Raw genomic sequence first — 18,306 nt, forward strand, 5'->3', positions numbered from 1 at the left:
TCAACTGCAGTTGAGGTGTCATGCTGCTATCTTCGCCGCCTGTTGACAAGCGCGGCCCGCAGCTGACCCGCATGACCCCCACGCTCTCCCCCGCCAACGCCAGTACACCGGCCGACACTTCGATCCTGTCCGCGCGCTACCGCGCCACCACCATCGGCATGGTCGCGCTGGTCGCGCTGCACGCCTTTGAGGCCTTGGCGGTAGCTGCCGCCATGCCGACCGTGGCCGTGGCACTGGACGGCCTGCGCCTGTACGCACTGGCCTTCGGCGGCACCCTGGCCACCAGCGTGATCGGCATGACCCTGGCCGGGCGCTGGGCGGACCGCCATGGGCCGGCACGGGCGCTCTGGTACGGGTTGGCCTGCTTCGTGCTGGGCCTGCTGCTGGCCGGCTTTGCCATGCGCATGGGCATGCTGGTGGCAGGACGCCTGCTGCAGGGCCTGGGTGCGGGCGCGATCTCGGTCTCGCTGTACGTGATGGTCGGCCGCAGCTACCCGGAGCACCTGCGGCCGAAGGTATTCGCCGCCTTCTCGGCCGGTTGGGTGGTGCCATCGATGGTCGGCCCGGCGTTGAGCGGCCTGATCGTGCAGCACCTGGGCTGGCGCTGGGTGTTCCTGGCGGTGCCATTGCTGGCGGTTCCGGCGGCCCTGCTGCTGCGCCCCGCGCTGGCACGCATGCAGCCCAGTCCTGCCGGCAGCGCCGATGATGGAGGCGGCAAGGTGGTGCGCTGGGCCAGCGGTGCCTCGCTGGCAGCGTTGTTGCTGTACTTCGGCGGCCAGCAGCAGGGAGCAGCGGCCTTGCTCTGTATCGGCGTGGCGATGCTGGCGCTGCTGTTCTGCGTACATCGACTGCTTCCGCCCGGAACACTGATCCTGCGCCGTGGCCTGCCCAGCGTGATCGCGCTGCGTGGCATCGCGGCGGCCGCTTTCTTCGCCTGCGAGGCCTACCTGCCGCTGCTGCTGCAGCGCGAACGTGGCCTTTCGCCCAGCTGGGCCGGTGCCGTACTCAGTCTCGGTGCGCTGGGCTGGTTTGCCGGCTCGTGGCTGCAGGGCCACCAGCAGCGTGGCTGGTCACGCCAGCAGCTGCTGCGCGCCGGCACGACGATGATGACCGTCGGCATCGCCGCCACGCTCGCAGTGCTGTTCAACGTGGTGCCACTGCCGGTGTCGCTGCTCGGCTGGGCCGTGACCGGCTTCGGCATGGGCATGATCTACGCAAGCCTGTCGGTGCTGACGCTGTCGCTGTCGGCGCCGCAGGAGCAGGGTGCCAACACCTCGGCACTGCAGCTGAGCGAGGCCCTGTCGGTCACCACTGCGCTGGCGGTCTCCGGCGCCTTGTTCGCGCTGTTCGTGGAATCGGCACCACACACCGGCTACCTGCTGTGCCTGGCCATCACCCTCGGCCTTGCGGTGTTGGCCACGGTGATCGCGCGACGGGTGTAACGCCACCGGGCGGATTCCGCCGGGCCACGCCCGGCGAAGGCAGCGGTCAGGGTGTCCTGTCGGCTCCCACATCATCGATGTCCCGATGCAGGATGCGCCGCACTTCCAGCACCGCCTGCGGGGTCTCCTGCACGCTGTGGCCGGAGATGATCACCTTCTCCGACAGCGCGCCCGGCAGGTGCGCACTCCAGTACGGCACCAGCCCGTCATCGGACTTTTCCACCGGCAGTTCCGGCTTGCGCTGGGCGATGATCGAGTGGTACTTCAGGCCCGCTTCGATCGGCAACTGCGCGGCCGCCTTCACGAACGGATCGCTGGCCTTGAGGTTGTCGATGCTGTTGGGGATCTTCGGCTTGGCGGTGCCATCGACCTGCTGTTCGGCCTGCGCGAGCGCCATGAACACATCCTCGAACTTGCCGAGTATGGTCAGAGGCAGGCGCACCAGGCGACCGATCAGGCGGCCAACCTTGTTGCCGGCGATGTCGGTACCCTGGTGTGGCGCGGCGATGAAGATCGCACGCTCCACGTTCGGCTGCGCCTTGAAGTGCAGCAACGGCCCCAGCTTGTTCTGCACCCGCTTCAGGCGCTCACCCTTCAGATCGTAGTTGGCCAGCAGGTCATTCCACAGCACGTCGCCCGAATCGCTCACCAGCAGGCGCGCCAGCACGCCGCCCATGCTGTGGCCGATGTAGACCATGTCCTTCGATGCACGCGTGCTGCCGTTGGTGTCGAAATGCTTCAGCGTATCGTTGAACGCATTGGCGATCTCGTAGCGGTTCAGTGCGATCGGCGCATTGGTCGGGTAATAGACCTGCCAGACCTGGAACTGCTGGCGCAGTTCGGGGTCGCCCATGATCTCGTTGGCCAGGTTCACCCAGGCTTCCGGGCTGCTGGCCAGGCCATGCAGCATGAAGATGATGCGGCGGTTCGGATCCCACGGCTGCATCAGGTAGATGTGCGGTTCGCCGATGCCCTCGCTCATGCCGAACAGGGTGCGCAGTGATTGCCGGGCGAAACCGCTCTGCGCCAGCCACAGGCCGTAGGCCGCCGTGAAATTGCCGGCCAGCGGCACCTGTTCGCCATGCAGGGTGACGCGCTCGGTGGCTTCCGGCGAATAGGCATCCAGCTCGACCCGGCGCGTGCGCATCACGTCTTCCAGGCTGCTGCCTTCGAAGCGCAGCAGCGCTGTGACGTTGATCGAGGACATCTCGCTGAACTCAGGCACCGAGTCGTCATGGCGATGGCGGCGGCCACGGCGTGCGTCGTCCTCATCCTCCTGCGGCGCCTCGGCCTTGGGGCCATCGGCTGCAATCACCGGCGCGACCAGCTTCGGCGGGTCCATCACCATCACCAGCTCGGCACCGAAGCCATCGCGGCGATAGGTGCTGCGCAGGCCGACGAAGCTGACGGTGCCGGCCGGCACCAGCTGCGCCGGGATGCTCTTCAGGTTCAACTGCTGGTAGTTGGAAGCCAGCGACCAGCTGCCGACCGAGACCGGCTTCGTGTAGTCCTCGCCGGCAAGTGCCGCAGCACGCGCGCGCACGAACAGCACCACTGCCGCCTTCTCGGCCGCGTAGTTGTAGTAGTCGCGTACCTGCGTCTGCCGGTCCTCGAAAGCTCGATCAGACGGAGACCGGCCGCTGTAGAACAGGTAGGCATAGGCATAGCGCGCCGCTTCCAGCCATGCATCCAGCGCCGCATCGCTCATCGGCGGATCGCCGGCCGCGGTCTTCTTCGGGGTCAGCGCCAGCGCTGCTTTCACCCACAGTTCGGACAGCGCCGACAACCGCTGCTCGACATTGAGATCGTCGGTCATCAGCAGCGTGCTGCGGCAGACCATGAAGTCCTTTTCGCACTGCGACTCGTCCAGGCCTGCCGCGCTGAGCGTCTCGCGCGCGGCCGGGCTGAGCTTGCCGGTGTTGAGCACATCGGCACGCTTGTTGACCAGCGAATCGCTGGACTTGACCTGCTTGACGGTGACCATCGCGCAACCGCTGCTGCCCAGCAGCAGGAAGGCGGCGAACAACACCGGCAGCAGACGCTGCCAGCGGCTTGGGAAGAATCGGGTCATTACTGCGGGTCCTGCTCGGTGCCGGGCACGCCCTGGCGGATCACGGTGGAGAAGTGCGGGCCATCGCCCAGGTCCAGCGCACGCTGGGTGATGCGGCCCTTGTCGTGCAGCTCGGCGTACGGCACGCCTGGAGTGAGCGCGCCGACCTCCTGCGCGTATTCGGCCAGGTAACCGGACAGCAGCAGGCGGTAATCCAGCGGCAGGCGCGGTGCGATGTGGCGGGCCAGGTCGAAGACGATCGTGGTGCAGTTGCTGGTCAGCGTGTTGTAGAAGCCCGGCCTGGCATCCAGTTCACGGGCCTGTTCGATGTAGGCCGCGAACAGTTCCTTCAGCTGCGTGCGGTCCATACCATGCAGCCGGTACAGGTAGACATCCTCACCACGCGCATTGGTGCGGGTGCGGATGATGTCGGTCTCCTCCGACGCCACCAGGGTCATCTCGAACTTGCGGAAGAAGCCGCCCAGTGCCGAGAACGATTCACCGCGTTCCTTGCGGATCTCCAGCGAGAACACCACGTGGCGGCCATCCTCGAAGCCGAACGAGATCAGCGTGTGGGCGATGGCCGGTCCCATCCAGTAGGACAGAACGAGGTCGGCCGAGCGCAGCTGGTCCAGGTCGTACCCGCGGCGCACCCAGTGCGCGTCATAGTCGGTCTCGGTGCGCCAGGTGAAATCACGCACGTTGTCGAACACTACGTGGTGGCCATCGAAGGACACCACGTGCAGGCGCTGCGCGACGTCGTCGGCCCATACGCGGTCCTGGCGCGGGGTCAGCAGCAGCCACCACAGCACGGCCAGCGCCAGCGATGCGCCGAACATCAGACCCAACCTGCGTGACCCACGGCCACGCGCGATCCGCCACGACGCCCACAGGGCAACCAGCAGCCACAGCACGGCCACGCCGACGGCCAACCAGTCCGGGCCGGGCAACTGGTATGCCAGCAGCCCGGTCACCCACAGCGCCGCCAGCGCCATGGCACTTCCTGTCATCCAACGTCCTGCGGCGTTCACTGGCATCCTGTCGCGGTCTTGTAGCCGCATAGTTAGCCACAAGCCGGATCAGCGTGGCATCTACGGCCCGTTCAGGCAGGCCGGCGCAGGGTCGACAGCGGCCGTTGCGGCCGCCTTCCCCCCCCCAGGAGAAACGATGGGTATCACGTCCGTGGCCGGCGTTCCGGTCCAAGCCCGGCACCGCGCCACCTGCCACTGCGGTACGGTCGAACTGCTGCTGGACCTGCCTGATGGCATCGTCGACCCGCGCCGCTGTGACTGCTCGATGTGCCGCCGCCGTGGCGCCATCGCCGCCAGCGTCACCCGCGCCGGCCTGCAGGTGGTGCGCGGGCAGGACCACCTGCGGCTGTACCAGTTCAACACGCATGTGGCCGAGCACTACTTCTGCGGCGTGTGCGGCATCTACACCCACCACCGGCGTCGATCCAACCCGGACCAGTACGGCTACAACGTGGCCTGCCTGGAGGGCATCGACCCGTTCGCACTGGGCATGATCCCGGTCAACGACGGGGTCAATCACCCCGCCGACCGCACCGCCTAGTGACGTGTGCGCCGCGGCGGTGCGGCGACCTTCTGCCAGGGCGCCATGCCGCTGCGCCCGGCCCGCACCGGGCGTTTCAGCCAGGGGCGACGGGGCGCGGCCTGCGGCTCGGCCGCGACCGGGGGAGGTGAGGGTCTGCGGCCAGGCCAGAGATGGTCGAGCAGCCACATGGCGGGTCTCCGTGGGGGACGGGGACGACCAACGCTAGCCCTGCATCGGCAAAGAACGGGTGAGGATGCCGCGGCAGGCAGATGACAGGTGGCCCCTCAGTCCTGCGGCCGGGATCGGCCAAGGCTGCGGACCAGCACGAAGAAGAGCGGCACCAGCATCACCGCCAGCACCGTGCCGGACAGCATGCCGCCGATCACGCTCATGCCGATTTCACGTCGACTGACTGCACCCGCACCGGTCGCCAGCGCCAACGGAATCACGCCGGCCACGAAGGCCAGCGACGTCATCACGATCGGCCGCAGGCGCAGGCGTGCGCCCTGCAGCGCGGCCTCCACCGCTGAGCTGCCCGCGCGATAGCGGGCCTCGGCGAACTCCACGATCAGGATCGCATTCTTCGCCGACAGGCCGATGGTGGTCAGCAGGCCGACCTGGAAGTAGATGTCGTTGACGAAGCCCGCCGCGGTGGTCGCCAGCACCGTGCCGATGACCCCCAGTGGAATCACCAGTACCACGGCCACCGGTACCGTCCAGCTTTCATAGAGCGCAGCCAGGCACAGGAAGATGAAGGCAATCGAGGCCAGGTACAGCCACAGCGTCTGGTTGCTGGCCAGCCGCTCCTGGTAGGACAGGCCACTCCACTGCAGGTCGAATCCCGGCTGGTCCGCAACCAGCGCCTGCATGCGCTGCATCGCCTCGCCCGAACTGCGCCCTTCCGCGGCACTGCCCTGGATCTGCATCGCCGGCAGACCATTGAAGCGCTGCTGCAGCTGCGGCCCACGCGCCCAGTGGCTGCTGGCGAAACTGGCGAACGACGCCATCTGGCCGTTGCCACCACGCACATACCACTGGCCGATGTCGTCGGGCACGCTGCGGTAGGGCTGGTCGCCCTGCATGTACACACGCTTGACCCGGCCTCGATCGAGGAAATCGTTGATGTAGCTGCCGCCCCAGGCCGCTGACAGGGTGGAATTGATGTCGGCCTGGGACAGCCCCAGCGCGCTGGCCTGCGCATGGTCGATGTCCAGCCGCAGCTCGGCCTTGTCGCCCAGGCCGTTCAGGCGCACCGAGGTGAGCCCATCATCTTCGCCGGCCGCACGCACCACCTGCTCCTGCGCCGCCTGCAGGGCCACGCGCCCGGCGGCGCTGGTGTCCTGCAGCCACAGTTCGAAGCCACTGGACTGGCCCAGTCCGCGCACCGCCGGCGGCGCCAGCACATTGACCCTGGCATCGGGCAACCCGCGGAAGTAGGCATTGGCACGCGTGATGATCGCCGCAGCGGTGTTGTCGCCGGTACGCTCATCCCAGGGTTTCAGTGCGAGGAATCCCTGTCCGGCATTCTGGCCGGTGCCGGCATTGTTGCGGCCGACCACCACGAACACCACGTCCAGGTTCTGCTTCTCGTGCTCCATGAAGTAGCGGCTGATCTGCTCGCCCAGTGCTTCGGTACGCGCCATCGGCGTGCCCTCCGGCGTGGAGAACTGGAAGGTCACCTGGCCCTGGTCTTCCACCGGCAGGAAGCCGGTGGGCATGCGCGCGTACAGCGCAATCATGGCGACCACCAGCAGCAGGTAGAACGCCATCCAGCGCCGCGGCCGGGCGACCACGCCACCGAGCTTTCCCTGATAGGCCAACTGGCTGCGCTCGACACCCCGGTTGAACGCCCTGAAGAAGCGGCCCTGCGGTTTCTGCGCCGAAGACGGCTTGAGCAGGGTCGCGCACAGCGCCGGAGTCAGCGTCAGCGCAACCAGCGCCGACAGCGCCATCGCCGAAGCAATGGTGATCGAAAACTGGCGGTAGATGATGCCGGTGGAACCACCGAACAGGGCCATCGGCAGGAACACCGCGCCCAGCACCACGGTGATGCCGATCAGCGCGCCGGTGATCTCGCCCATCGATTTTTCGGTGGCCTCGCGTGGCGGCAGGTGCTCGTCGTGGATGATGCGCTCCACGTTCTCCACCACCACGATCGCGTCGTCGACCAGCAGGCCGATCGCCAGCACCATCGCAAACAGGGTGAGCGTGTTGATCGTGAATCCCGCGACCGCCAGCACCCCGAACGTGCCCAGCAGCACCACCGGCACCGTGATCGCGGGGATCAACGTGGCACGCAGGTTCTGCAGGAACAGGAACATCACCACGACCACCAGCACGATGGCTTCGATGAGGGTATGGATGACACCTTCGATCGAGACCCGCACGAACGGTGTGCTGTCGCGGGGATAGGCAACCTGCAGCCCGGGCGGGAACGTTGGCCGCAGGCGTTCGATCTCCTCGCGGACCGCATCCGCGGTGGCCAGCGCGTTGGCCCCGGAGGCCAGCGTGACCGAGAAACCCGCCGCCGGATAGCCATTGAGATAGCTGCTGGTCTGGTAATTCTCGGCACCGATCTCCACCCGTGCCACGTCGCCCAGGTGCACGGCAGCGCCGCTGGGAAGCGTGCGCAGGATGATCGCGCGGAACTGTTCGGGCGTCTGCAGGCGCGACTGCGCGGTAACGGTCGCATTCAGGCTCTGCGTTGCGCTGGATGGCAACGCCCCCAGCTCACCGGCGGTGACCTGGGTGTTCTGGGCCTGGATGGCCGTGCGCACGTCGGCCGGCATCAGGTCGTAGGCGCGCAGCTTGTGCGGGTCCAGCCACACGCGCATCGCATACGCCGAGCCGAACACATTGATCTCGCCCACACCGGGAATGCGGCTGATCGGATCCTGCACGTTGCTGACCAGGAAGTCGGAAACGTCCGCCCGTTCCATGCGCCGGCTGGTGTCATACAGCGATACCACCATCAGCGAGTCGCCCTGCGACTTCGCCACGGTCACGCCCTGCTGCTGCACTTCCTGCGGCAGCCGGTTGATGGCCTGGTTGACGCTGTTCTGCACCTGGACCTGGGCGATATCCGGATTGGCGTTCTGGTCGAACGTGACCGTGATCCGCGCCTGCCCCGATGACGAACTGGTGGAGGAGAAGTACAGCAGGTGATCGATGCCCTTGATCTGCTGCTCGATCACCTGGGTGACGCTGTCTTCCACCGTCTGCGCCGAAGCACCGGTGTAGTTGGCGGTGATGTTGACCTGCGGCGGTGCGATGTCCGGGTACTGTTCGACCGGCAGCTGGCTGACGGCGATCGCGCCGAAGGCCATGATGCAGATCGCCAGCACCCAGGCGAATACCGGGCGATGGATGAAGAAGCGCGGCAACATGCTCAGCCCTTCCCGGCGGCTGCCGGAGCGATTGCCGCCGCGGGCTTCACCTGCACCGCCATGCCATCGGAGAGCCCCTGTGCGCCGGCCACGACCACCCGTTCACCTGCAGCGATGCCATCAAGTACCAGCCACTGGTCGCCAATCGCCCGCGCGGTACGGAACAGGCGCAGCTTCGCCTTGCCCCCCTCATCCACCACCCACACCTGCGCCTCGCCCTTCGGGCTGCGGTCCACCGCAGACTGCGGCACCAGCAAGGCCTGCTGCTGCGTGCCCTGCCCCACCTGCGCCCGCACATACATTCCCGGCAGCAGCTGCCCGGCGGGATTGGGAAAACGTGCACGCAGGGTGATGCTGCCGGTTTCCTGCTGCACATCGATATCGGCAAATTCCAGGGTGCCGGGCAACGGATATTCACTGCCATCGGACAGCCGCAGCCGCACCGCAGCGGTGGTGGCCTGCACGCCTCCATCGGCGATCGCGCGGCGCAGGGCCAGGTACTCGTTGCTGGACTGGGTGATGTCAACGTTCATCGGGTCGACCTGCTGGATCCGCGCCAGTGGGTTGGCCTGGCCCGAGGTGACCAGCGCACCCGGTGTGAACAGCGCGCGGCCGATGCGACCGGCGATCGGCGCGGTCACCGTGGCGAAACCAAGCCGCGTGCGCGCGGTATCCAGGCTCGCCTGTGCCGCCTGTACCGCGGCTGCGGCCTGCTGCCCGCTGGCGATGGCGTCATCCACGTCCTGGCGCGCGGCCAGCTGCTCGCCGCCCAGCGCCTGCATCCGCTGCGCGCGCAGGCGTGCGGTCACTGCCGCTGCTTCGGCGGTCTTCAGGTTGGCTTGCGCCTGGTTCACTGCCGCCTGGTACAGGGCCGGCTCGATCTGGAACAAGGGCTGCCCGGCACGCACGGATTCGCCCTCTTCGAACAGGCGTTTCACCAGCACGCCATCCACCTGCGGCCGCACGTCAGACTCCCGCGATGCGATGGTCCGCCCAGGCAGCTCCTGTTCCATCGCCAACGGCTTCTCCTGCAGGGTCAGCACTTCCACCTCATGAAGCCTGCCGGCCGGCTTGGGCGCATCCTTGCCGCAGGCCGACAGCAGGCTGAGCAGAACGAGTGCAAGCAGCGCCGGCCGGCGCATCCTCAGTGGTCGGGCGTGGCGTGGCAACGGGGTGTGCAGGAGGTTCATCGGTGGCCGGGATTCCGTGCGCCGGGGGGAGACGCTCGGCGCCGAATATAGAAGACCCGTGCGTGGATTCCGGCGAATCACGCATGAAACATTTTTCATTTGCAGTCACCGCGCGCGGTTGCGAGGATGGCAGCCATCCAACCTGCACAATGGCCCATGCCGCGCGTACTCACCATCGAGGACGACCTTGTCACTGCGGAGGAAATCGCAACCGAATTGCGCAGCCATGGCTTCGAGGTCGACGTTGCCGTTGACGGAACTGCCGGCCTGGCATTGGCGCGGGCGGGCGACTACGCGGTGATCACCCTGGACCGCATGCTGCCCGGCATCGATGGCCTGGCGCTGGTCACTGCCCTGCGGCGCGAAGGTATCGTCACGCCCGTACTGATGATCAGCGCGCTGTCGGACGTGGACGAGCGCGTGCGTGGCCTGCGAGCAGGTGGCGACGATTACCTGACCAAGCCGTTCGCCTCGGATGAGATGGCCGCCCGCGTGGAGGTATTGATCCGTCGTCAGAGCCAGGCCGGTCCTGCCGACAATGTCCTGCGCGCCGGCGACCTCGAACTGGATCTGATGACCCGTTCGGCCCGGCGTGGCGGGCAGGAGATCAGCCTGCTGCCGACGGAGTTCAAGCTGCTCGAGTTCCTGGTCCGCAATGCCGGCCAGGTGGTCACCCGCAGCATGTTGTTCCAGGAAGTCTGGGGCTATCACTTCGATCCCGGCACCAACCTGATCGACGTCCACATCGGCCGTGTCCGCAGACGCATCGAGCAGCCCGGCCGCCCGCAACCCATCACCACCGTACGTGGAACCGGCTATGTCTTCGATGCGCAACCCTGACCAGTGGCGCTCGTCCAGCAGCCGCCTGCTCGGGTTGTACTGCATCCTGTTCGTGGCGTGGTCGAGCCTGCTGCTGGGCGTGATGTACTGGCGCATCGCGGATTACCTGAGTGACCTGACCGAATCGGGCCTGCAGCAGCGCGCGCACCTGTTCATGAGCTTCGACGGCCCGGCACTGGATGAAGCGTTGCGCGACAGCCAGCGCTTCGATCTGCACCAGGTCTATACCTATGGGTTGTTCGACAAGACCGGCATGCCGATGGCGGGCCCGCTGACAGCGATCCCCGAGGGACTGCCGCTGGATGGCAGCTCGCATCCGGTCGAGGGTTGGACGCTGGCCGATGGGCCGCACGAGGACGGTGGCAGCGCGCTCGGCGTGGTGACCCGGGATGGCAGGACGCTGGTGTTCGTGCGCCAGAACGGCAAGCTCATGGCGGTCAACAGCATCATCCTCGATGCATTGCTGTGGGGTGTGTCGCTGACCGTCATTCCCGGCCTGGTGGGCTGGCATCTGCTCCGCCGGCGGCCGTTGAAACGGATCCAGCAGATCGAAGCCGCCACCAGCCGCATCGTTGCCGGCGACCTCGGCCAGCGCCTGCCGGTCTCCAGCCGCCGCGACGAGATCGACCGGCTGTCGAGCATCGTCAACGCCATGCTGGAGCGCATCGAGCAGTTGATGACCGAGGTCAAGGGCGTGTGCGACAGCATTGCCCACGACCTGCGCACGCCCCTGACCCGCCTGCGTGCCCACCTGTACCGCATGCGCGCGGGCCTGGACGAACAGAACCCGCATGCCGATCCTCTGGACAAGGCGCTGGCCGAGACCGACATGCTGATGGCGCGCTTCGCCGCGCTGCTGCGGGTGTCGGAGCTGGAGAGCCACCAGCGACGTTCGGCCTTCGACGCGGTCGACGTCACGGAGCTGCTGCAGGAACTGCACCAGTTCTACCTGCCACTGGCCGAAGAGAAGCAGCAGTTGCTGGAGCTGCAGGTGGACCCGAAGGTCGGCCCGCTGCGTGGCGACCGCGAGCTGCTGTTCGAAGCGCTGGCCAACCTGCTGTCCAATGCCCTGCAGTTCACGCCGGCGCAGGGCCACATCCTGCTGCGCGCGGTGGACGATCAAGGTGTTCCCAGGATCGATGTGATCGACAACGGGCCGGGCATCCCACCGCAGGACCGCACGCTGATCTACCAGCGCTTCTTCCGTGGCAGCAGCAGCGTCGGCCAGGGACCTGGATTCGGCCTGGGCCTCTCGATCGTGGCCGCCATTGCCGGCCTGCACGGCTTCCGTGTCCGCGCCGGCAGCGCCCCCGGCGGCGGCGCCTGGATGAGCATCCGCGGCGCGACGGATGGCCTGCCCTGAGCAACGGCCTTCGAGCCAATGCGCAGCCCCCGCAGGAAAGGAAAAACCAGCTGGCAACCGACACACCCCCTGCTGCCCGCGCGCGGTGACCGGCGCCTTCAGCCCTCGGTTCTGATCACAGCCAACCTGGGCCGTCGCAGCAGCAGATGCAACAGCACAGCGCATGCGGCGGTCAGCAGCGCCAGGACCCGCAGCAGTATCGCCAGCGCCTCGGCACTGGCCTGCTGCAGCTGTGCGCCGCTCATCGCCGGAAGCAGTGCCTGCGCCTGTGCCTGCGCCCCCGTGGCCAGATAGGCACCAGCGCGCGCCAACGATGCGGGCGATGCTCCCTGCAGCTGGTGGCCGATCAGCAGCGCAAGCAAGGCAGTGACTGCGGCCAATGCGATGCCTTCACCGGCCACCCGCACGGTTCCGAAGATGCCGGCGGCCATGCCCGCACGCTGTACCGGCACCACACTGACCGACAGCCCATCCATCAGGCCCCACGGCAAGGCCGTTCCTGCACCGACCAGCATCAGCAACGGCACCCACTGCGAGGGCGACGGATGCGATGCATGGCGCGACAACAGGTACAGGCCAGAAGCACAGACCAGCAGGCCCAGCGTGCACAGCCGCGCACTTCCAACGCGCTCCGCCCATTGCGCAGTCAGCATCGGCAGCACCAGCATCGGCGCAGACAGGGCCAGCATCTGCAGCCCGACCAATGTCGTGCTCTGTGCATGCACGCCCAGCAACTGCAGCGGCAGTACCACCAGCAGCACCACGTAGCCGAAGCAGGTTGCGACCGGCAGCAGCTGGACACCGAGGAACGCTGGTTGCGAGAACAGCGAGAGGTCCAGCAACGGTGAGCGGTGCAGCCGTTCGATGCAGACGAATACCCCGCCCAGCAACAGCGTCGCCAGCAGCGCCAGTTGCACGCGCATGGCATGCAGGCCGAATTCACCCAGCCACAACAGGGCCAGGGTCAACGCCGCCAGCATCAGGCTGAAGCCCAGCATGCCGCCAACATCCAGCCGCCCGCGTTCGCCATGGCTTTCGGGCAACGCGCGCGCGCCCAGGGCGAACGCCGCCAGCGTCAGCACACCGCCCGCGGCGAACACACTGCGCCATCCCAGAGCATGCAGCAGCAGGCCCGCGAGCAGCGGCCCCAGTGCCAATCCTGCACCGAACGTGGTGCCCAGCAGGGCGAACACACGGGCACGCACCGGACCCTGCCAGGCATGCGCCAGCGCGGCGGTGCCGGATGCCAACGCCGCTGCAGCGGCAACGCCCTGCAGGCCGCGCGCCAGATCCAGCCACAGCAGCGTGGGCGCGAGGCAGACGACGATCGTGGCGACAGTGAAGCCTGCCGTGCCCAGCAGGAACAACCGTCGTCGGCCATAGCGGTCGGCGAGGCCACCGGCAGCAAGCAGCAGGCTGCCGAAGGTCAGCATGAAGGCATTGGTCACCCAGGCCAGCGCGGTCGGCGACGACGCCGCCGAACGAGCCAGCACCGGCACCGCGACGGCGCCGGCCGAAAAGGACAACGGCAGTGCCAGCGCGGCCAGGCAGACGGCAAGCAGCGTCCACTGCTGCTGCGTGCGGACGGGTATAGGGCGTATCGAAACCGGGGCCATGCGGGCCTCCATCCATCAGGGGCATTGATGATGGACAGGCCGCTATTCCCGAAAAACAGGCTCGATGGACGTTGATTGCGGCTTAATGTTCCGCAATCATGACTGCATGGACTCCATCTCCGCCCTGCTTGCCTTCGTTCGTACCGCCGAGGCTGGCAGCATCGTCGGCGCCGCCCGCGTGCTCGGCCTCTCCGCGTCGGCGGTCGGCAAGCGCATCGCCCGCCTTGAACAGGAACTCGGCACCCGCCTGTTCCAACGCACCACCCGCCGCGTGCACCTCACCGACGAAGGCGAACTGCTGCTGCAGCGCTGCCGGCGTGCACTGGACGAGCTTTCCGAAGCACAGGCGGACCTGGCACAGCGCCAGCACGCACCCAGTGGACTGCTGCGTATCGGCCTGCCCACCATCGGCTACCGCTTCCTGTTGCCGGTACTGCCCGGGTTCCAGCAGCGCTACCCGCAGGTGCAGCTGGAACTGGACTTCAACGACCGCATCGTTGACGTGGTCAGCGAAGGTCTGGACGCGGTGATACGCAGCGGTGAACTGGCCGATTCCAGCCTCACCGCACGGCGGCTGGGCGGCTTCCGTTTCATCCTCTGTGCGGCGCCTGGCTATCTGCAGGCGCACGGGACTCCCGGCGACGTGAGCGATCTGCGCATGCATGCGGCTCTGCGCTTCCGCTACCCGACTACCGGGAAGCTGCATCCCTGGCAGCTGCCGGGGGTGGAAGGCGATGCGGGCGCACGCCTTACGACGGCGATGACCTGCAACAACATGGAAGCCGTGCTGGCCGCCGCCATCGGTTGCATGGGCCTGGCCTGGATGCCTGACTTCCTTGCCGCCGACGCATTAGCCGACGGCCACCTGCAACAGGTGCTGCCCGCGCTGCCCACGCACAAGGGGCAGTTCTCGCTGCTATGGCCCGGTGGACGCCATCCCAGTGCGCGCCTGCGGGTGTTCATCGATTATGCTGTCGCACACCTTTTCCGCGACGCTACGTCCCCGTTTGTGTTCAGCGGCTGAAACGGCGCGCGCCGGCGACGCAGATCACCGCGACCACGGTCACCAGCACCATGCTGAGGCTGACCGCTTCATGCAGCAACAGCGCAGCCAGCGCCAGGCCGAAGAACGGTTGCAGCAGCTGCAGCTGGCCGACCGCGGCGATACCGCCCTGGGCCAGCCCGCGATACCAGAACAGGAACCCGAGCAGCATGCTGAACACCGCCACGTAGCCCAGCGCCCACCACGCGGATGCCCCCACCTCAACGAACGAGGGCGGGCGCGTCAGCACCGTCAGCGGCAGCATCACCGGCAGTGCCAGCAGCAGCGCCCAGCTGATCACCTGCCAGCCGCCGAGATGGCGGGCGAGCCGACCGCCTTCCGCGTAGCCCAGTCCACACACCACGATCGCCGCCAGCATCAGCAGGTCGGCCTGCAGCGAGGCCTCAATGCCGTTGCGCGCGGCATAGCCGACCACGCAGGCACTGCCCAGCAGCGAGAACAGCCAGAACGCCGGGCGCGGCCGATCGCCACCGCGCAGTACGCCGAACACCGCAGTGCTCAGCGGCAACAGGCCGAGGAACACGATGGTGTGCGCTGATGAGGCGTGGCGCAGGGCAAGCGCGGTCAGCAGCGGGAAGCCGACCACCACGCCAAGGCTGACCACCGCCAGCCCGGGCAGGTCGCTGCGTCGCGGAAAGGGTTGGCGCAACAGCAGCAACAGGCCGAGGCCGAGTATGGCGGCGATGGTGGCGCGCGCGGCGGTGACGAACCCGGCGTCCAGCTGCAGCACGGCCAGGCGGGTGGCCGGCAACGAGCCGGCAAAGATCACCACACCGATGAAGCCATTGATCCAACCACTCGCCGACCGTTCCACGCCTGTACTCCCGGGGTGCCGGGCGGTGCCCGGCGGGATCTCCATGGAAGCACCTGCGGCCCGCGCTCCCCAGCTACAATCCAGTACAGTTTCAAATAACTGTACCGCCCACACTTACAGCACACTTTCGCCGTGACGCGCCCGCTTACCCGCATCGAATCGGTCATCCAGGCCGTCCGCACCCGCATCGGCACGCGGGTGGATGGCGCCGGCTCGCGCCTGCCCTCGGTACGCGCGCAGGCGGCGGCGATGGGCGTGTCGGTCTCCACCGTGGTCGAGGCCTACGAGCGCCTTGCCGCTGAAGGGTGGATCAGCGCGCGTGCCGGTTCCGGCTTCTATGTCAGTGGACCGGCCGCACCGCTTGCCCTGGCCGAGATGGAACCACGCCTGGACCGCGCGGTGGACCCGCTGTGGGTGTCGCGGCAATCGCTGGAAACACCGCCCGCGCACCTCAAGCCGGGCTGCGGCTGGATGCCCAGCGACTGGCTGTACCACGACGGCATGCGGCGAGGCCTGCGTCGGCTGGCGCGCGGCGATGCTCCCCACCTGGTCGATTACGCCGGCCCGCTCGGCCTTCTACCGTTGCGCCATCTGCTGCAGCGACGTGCAGCTGCGCTGGGCATCGACGCACCGATGGAGCAGATCCTGCTGACCGAATCCGGTACGCATGCGGTCGACCTGATCTCCCGTTTCCTGCTCAAGCCCGGCGACTGCGTGCTGGTCGACGACCCAAGCTATTTCAACTACCACGCCCTGCTGAGGGCGCACCAGGTTCAGGCGGTGGGTGTGCCGTACACGCACACCGGTCCGGACCTGGACGCGTTCGCGCAGGCGCTGCAGGCACATTCGCCACGGCTGTACATCACCAACTCGGGCCTGCACAACCCGACCGGCGCGGTGCTCTCGGCCAGCACCGCGCATCGGCTGCTGGGGCTGGCCGAACGCAGCGAAACGATCATCGTCGAGGACGACATCTTCGCCGACTTCGAACTGCAGCCGGCACCGCGCCTTGCTGCGCTGGATGGGCTGTCGCGGGTGATCCACGTCGGCAGTTTCTCCAAGACCCTGTCGGCCGCTTCGCGCTGTGGCTATATCGCTGCACGCCACGACTGGATCGAAGCGCTGACCGACCTGAAGCTGGCCACCAGCTTCGGCGGCGGCCATCTGGCGATGCAGTTGATGCACATCGCGCTGACCGACAGTGGCTATCGCCGCCACATGCAATCGGTGCGCTCGCGCCTGGCCGATGCGCGCCGGCACACACTGCGGAAACTGTACTCGCTGGGCATCACCCCGTGGCTGCAACCGGAAGCCGGCCTGTTCCTCTGGTGCCAGCTACCCGATGGCCGCGACGCCGCTGCGCTGGCACGGCATTGCCTGCGCGAAGGCATCGTGCTGGCCCCGGGCAACGCCTTCAGCCAATCGCAGCGCGCGGCCGACTATGTGCGCTTCAACGTCTCGCAATGCCAGGACCCACGGATCTGGCAGGTGCTGGCACGCGCGCTGCGTTGAGCTGGTAATGCGCGACCAGCGCATCCACCACCATGCGCACGCCCGGCGACTGGCCGCGACGATGCGGCAGCGGCACGCAATGCCCCTTGCACGCCGCGCTACAGTGCTATGTCCCCCGCAACAGGAATCCGCGCATGTCTTCGTTCTCCGATCCGCAGGCGGTGGCCCGCTACGCCGAAGGTCCACTGCGCCAGGTGCCGGGCTTTGCCGCCCTGCAGCAGATGAGCCGCCTGCTGCTGGCCGAACGGGTTCCCGCACAGGGCCGCGTGCTGGTGCTGGGTGCCGGCGGCGGGCTGGAACTGAAGGCCTTTGCCGAAGCGCAACCGGCCTGGCAGCTGCTGGGGGTAGATCCGGCCGCGCCGATGCTCGCCCTGGCCGAGCAGACACTGGGCCCGCTGATGCCGCGCGTGGAGCTGCTGGAAGGCTACATCGACGACGCTCCGGACCTGCGCTTCGACGGTGCCAGCTGCCTGTTGACCCTGCACTTCCTTGATACCGCGCAGCGCCTGCACACACTGCGCGAGCTGCACAGGCGCCTGCATCCGGGTGCGCCGCTGGTGGTGGCCCACCACAGCGTGCCGCAGGACCCGGCCGGCAAGCTGCGATGGCTGCAACGCTATGCCGCGTTTGCCGAAGCCTCCGGCGTGGCCCGCGCCGACGCGCAGCGGGCGATCGAGGCGATTGCCGAACGGCTGCCGCTGCTGGCCCCCGAGCAGGAGGTCGCACTGCTGCGGGACGCAGGTTTCGACGGCGTAGAGCTGTTCTACGCAGGCTTCAGCTTCAAGGGCTGGGTCGCCTACGCCGGGTGATGCCTACGGCACCACCGTGATGCCGATGCGCTGCATCAACAGCGCCACCTGCTGCACATCCAGCGTGGCGCCGCGCAGGTTGGTGCTGCGCAGGTCCAGCTCGCCCAGCTCCGAGTTGGTCAGATCGCAGTCGGTGAAGTTGGCGCTGTTCCAGTCGATGCCCTCGAACTGGCCACCGGACAGGTCCGAGCCGGCGAAGCTGGCACCACTCACATTCGCACCGTCCCAGCGGTTTTCCCACAGCTCGCACTTTTCCAGCGTCACCCGCGAAAAATTGGCGTAGCGCAGGTTCGACTTCTTGATGAAGGCACTGCAGAACCAGCTGCGCGTGGTGATCTGGTTCATGAAGCTGGCGTTGCTGAAATCAGCGCCCTGCGCGCGGCACTCGCTGATTTCCAGGCCCAGCGCCTTGATGAAGCTGAAGTGGCACATGCTGATGTCGCAGCTGCGGAAGCTGGCCTCCTTCAGCGTGGCGCCATTGAAGCGGCAGCCCGCGCGGGTGTCGGCGTCATAGAAGCTGCAGTTGATGAACTCGGTACCGGTCAGGTCGGCGCCGGAAAAATCGCATTCGTGGAACTGCTGGTCGACCACTTTCTGGCCGGTGTACTGGTCCGCGCCGATGCGCAGCCTGCGGTGAACGGTGGGGGACATCGGGGATTCCATGCCA

Annotated in this window: 14 protein-coding genes; 7 read left to right on the forward strand and 7 right to left on the reverse strand. The window is 67.4% G+C overall.

The window, feature by feature from the left end; all coding sequences use genetic code 11:
* Positions 1-20: 20 nt before the first annotated feature.
* Positions 21-1,442: an MFS transporter gene (locus QRO91_RS09170; RefSeq protein ID WP_049430132.1), complete on the forward strand. Its 1,422-nt coding sequence runs from the start codon at positions 21-23 to the stop codon at positions 1,440-1,442.
* A gap of 46 nt (positions 1,443-1,488) precedes the next feature.
* On the opposite strand, the gene QRO91_RS09175 is transcribed toward QRO91_RS09170, so the two are convergent.
* A complete protein-coding gene (locus QRO91_RS09175) occupies positions 1,489-3,513 on the reverse strand; it encodes a triacylglycerol lipase (protein WP_049430133.1) in 2,025 nt (674 codons plus the stop codon).
* Positions 3,513-4,487, reverse strand: coding sequence for a DUF4105 domain-containing protein (locus tag QRO91_RS09180; RefSeq protein ID WP_049430134.1), 975 nt, complete (start codon positions 4,485-4,487; stop codon positions 3,513-3,515). The genes QRO91_RS09175 and QRO91_RS09180 overlap by 1 nt, the downstream gene beginning before the upstream one ends.
* A 172-nt stretch (positions 4,488-4,659) precedes the next feature.
* Here QRO91_RS09180 and QRO91_RS09185 point away from each other — a divergent pair, with 172 nt between their 5' ends.
* Positions 4,660-5,064: a GFA family protein gene (locus QRO91_RS09185; RefSeq protein ID WP_049430135.1), complete on the forward strand. Its 405-nt coding sequence runs from the start codon at positions 4,660-4,662 to the stop codon at positions 5,062-5,064.
* Between the two features lie 266 nt (positions 5,065-5,330).
* On the opposite strand, the gene QRO91_RS09190 is transcribed toward QRO91_RS09185, so the two are convergent.
* Together QRO91_RS09190 and QRO91_RS09195 are read right to left on the reverse strand one after the other, a co-directional pair.
* The gene (locus QRO91_RS09190; protein ID WP_049430136.1) at positions 5,331-8,432 is read right to left on the reverse strand and encodes an efflux RND transporter permease subunit; all 3,102 of its coding nucleotides are present in this window, start codon (positions 8,430-8,432) and stop codon (positions 5,331-5,333) included.
* 2 nt (positions 8,433-8,434) lie between these two features.
* Positions 8,435-9,622 (reverse strand): efflux RND transporter periplasmic adaptor subunit, encoded by a 1,188-nt coding sequence (locus QRO91_RS09195; RefSeq protein ID WP_049430137.1) that lies wholly within the window; start codon positions 9,620-9,622, stop codon positions 8,435-8,437.
* A gap of 156 nt (positions 9,623-9,778) precedes the next feature.
* Between QRO91_RS09195 and QRO91_RS09200 the strand changes: the two genes are divergently transcribed.
* Positions 9,779-10,462 carry a response regulator transcription factor gene (locus tag QRO91_RS09200; RefSeq protein WP_049430138.1) on the forward strand — a complete coding sequence of 228 codons (684 nt, stop codon included), beginning with the start codon at positions 9,779-9,781 and terminating at the stop codon, positions 10,460-10,462.
* On the forward strand, positions 10,449-11,825 hold the full coding sequence (locus QRO91_RS09205; RefSeq protein ID WP_080355058.1) for a HAMP domain-containing sensor histidine kinase: 1,377 nt from the start codon (positions 10,449-10,451) through the stop codon (positions 11,823-11,825). The genes QRO91_RS09200 and QRO91_RS09205 overlap by 14 nt, the downstream gene beginning before the upstream one ends.
* 98 nt (positions 11,826-11,923) lie before the next feature.
* On the opposite strand, the gene QRO91_RS09210 is transcribed toward QRO91_RS09205, so the two are convergent.
* Positions 11,924-13,441, reverse strand: a complete 1,518-nt coding sequence (locus tag QRO91_RS09210) for an MFS transporter (protein WP_197619831.1) — start codon at positions 13,439-13,441, stop codon at positions 11,924-11,926.
* A gap of 106 nt (positions 13,442-13,547) precedes the next feature.
* Between QRO91_RS09210 and QRO91_RS09215 the strand changes: the two genes are divergently transcribed.
* Positions 13,548-14,465 (forward strand): LysR substrate-binding domain-containing protein, encoded by a 918-nt coding sequence (locus tag QRO91_RS09215; RefSeq protein ID WP_111202568.1) that lies wholly within the window; start codon positions 13,548-13,550, stop codon positions 14,463-14,465.
* On the opposite strand, the gene QRO91_RS09220 is transcribed toward QRO91_RS09215, so the two are convergent.
* Positions 14,455-15,318, reverse strand: coding sequence for a DMT family transporter (locus QRO91_RS09220; RefSeq protein WP_197619832.1), 864 nt, complete (start codon positions 15,316-15,318; stop codon positions 14,455-14,457). The genes QRO91_RS09215 and QRO91_RS09220 overlap by 11 nt on opposite strands.
* 132 nt (positions 15,319-15,450) lie before the next feature.
* Between QRO91_RS09220 and QRO91_RS09225 the strand changes: the two genes are divergently transcribed.
* Together QRO91_RS09225 and QRO91_RS09230 are read left to right on the forward strand one after the other, a co-directional pair.
* Positions 15,451-16,830: a PLP-dependent aminotransferase family protein gene (locus tag QRO91_RS09225; RefSeq protein WP_285310367.1), complete on the forward strand. Its 1,380-nt coding sequence runs from the start codon at positions 15,451-15,453 to the stop codon at positions 16,828-16,830.
* 134 nt (positions 16,831-16,964) lie between these two features.
* Positions 16,965-17,639 (forward strand): class I SAM-dependent methyltransferase, encoded by a 675-nt coding sequence (locus QRO91_RS09230; RefSeq protein ID WP_197619834.1) that lies wholly within the window; start codon positions 16,965-16,967, stop codon positions 17,637-17,639.
* A 3-nt stretch (positions 17,640-17,642) separates the two neighbouring features.
* On the opposite strand, the gene smqnr is transcribed toward QRO91_RS09230, so the two are convergent.
* Complete coding sequence (smqnr, locus tag QRO91_RS09235) at positions 17,643-18,290, reverse strand: SmQnr family pentapeptide repeat protein (protein WP_197619835.1); 648 nt, start codon at positions 18,288-18,290, stop codon at positions 17,643-17,645.
* Positions 18,291-18,306 lie beyond the last annotated feature (16 nt).

The sequence above is a fragment of the Stenotrophomonas maltophilia group sp. Smal32 genome, assembly GCF_030237085.1.
In the GTDB taxonomy this organism is placed as follows: Bacteria; Pseudomonadota; Gammaproteobacteria; order Xanthomonadales; family Xanthomonadaceae; genus Stenotrophomonas; species Stenotrophomonas maltophilia_Q.

What these genes read in the sequence shown, in the direction of transcription:
- QRO91_RS09170 (WP_049430132.1), top strand. Translation starts at nt 21, where the DNA reads ATGCTGCTATCTTCGCCGCCTGTTGACAAGCGCGGCCCGCAGCTGACC.
- QRO91_RS09175 (WP_049430133.1), bottom strand. Translation starts at nt 3,513, where the DNA reads ATGACCCGATTCTTCCCAAGCCGCTGGCAGCGTCTGCTGCCGGTGTTG.
- QRO91_RS09180 (WP_049430134.1), bottom strand. Translation starts at nt 4,487, where the DNA reads ATGGCGCTGGCGGCGCTGTGGGTGACCGGGCTGCTGGCATACCAGTTG.
- QRO91_RS09185 (WP_049430135.1), top strand. Translation starts at nt 4,660, where the DNA reads ATGGGTATCACGTCCGTGGCCGGCGTTCCGGTCCAAGCCCGGCACCGC.
- QRO91_RS09190 (WP_049430136.1), bottom strand. Translation starts at nt 8,432, where the DNA reads ATGTTGCCGCGCTTCTTCATCCATCGCCCGGTATTCGCCTGGGTGCTG.
- QRO91_RS09195 (WP_049430137.1), bottom strand. Translation starts at nt 9,622, where the DNA reads ATGAACCTCCTGCACACCCCGTTGCCACGCCACGCCCGACCACTGAGG.
- QRO91_RS09200 (WP_049430138.1), top strand. Translation starts at nt 9,779, where the DNA reads ATGCCGCGCGTACTCACCATCGAGGACGACCTTGTCACTGCGGAGGAA.
- QRO91_RS09205 (WP_080355058.1), top strand. Translation starts at nt 10,449, where the DNA reads ATGCGCAACCCTGACCAGTGGCGCTCGTCCAGCAGCCGCCTGCTCGGG.
- QRO91_RS09210 (WP_197619831.1), bottom strand. Translation starts at nt 13,441, where the DNA reads ATGGCCCCGGTTTCGATACGCCCTATACCCGTCCGCACGCAGCAGCAG.
- QRO91_RS09215 (WP_111202568.1), top strand. Translation starts at nt 13,548, where the DNA reads ATGGACTCCATCTCCGCCCTGCTTGCCTTCGTTCGTACCGCCGAGGCT.
- QRO91_RS09230 (WP_197619834.1), top strand. Translation starts at nt 16,965, where the DNA reads ATGTCTTCGTTCTCCGATCCGCAGGCGGTGGCCCGCTACGCCGAAGGT.
- smqnr (WP_197619835.1), bottom strand. Translation starts at nt 18,290, where the DNA reads ATGTCCCCCACCGTTCACCGCAGGCTGCGCATCGGCGCGGACCAGTAC.